We start from the raw sequence: 235 nt of genomic DNA on the forward strand, positions 1-235 counted from the left end.
GCTTTCAATGGCGCGTCGCTATCGAGATCGATGTACTTGTCACCCGCGTAGCTGGACGTGGATTTACCTTCGTTATAGCCCAGCGCAAAGGTGCTGCTCAGGCCATTGACCTGCCGGAACCAGGTGCCGTAATTCACTTTGGTGGATATCTCAGCACCATAAATGTAGGTCTTATCGCGGTTTTCAGCCTGATAGCTGGTGTAGTTGTTGCTCGGGACGTTGACGAACATCTCCG

General features: G+C 52.3%; 1 pseudogene. It reads right to left on the minus strand.

Annotated elements, in window-relative coordinates:
- Positions 1 to 235: pseudogene (locus KVT28_RS26930) on the minus strand (TonB-dependent receptor); the annotation flags it as partial.

It is taken from the genome of Pantoea sp. GbtcB22 (assembly GCF_019091025.1).
Classification (GTDB): domain Bacteria; phylum Pseudomonadota; class Gammaproteobacteria; order Enterobacterales; family Enterobacteriaceae; genus Pantoea; species Pantoea leporis.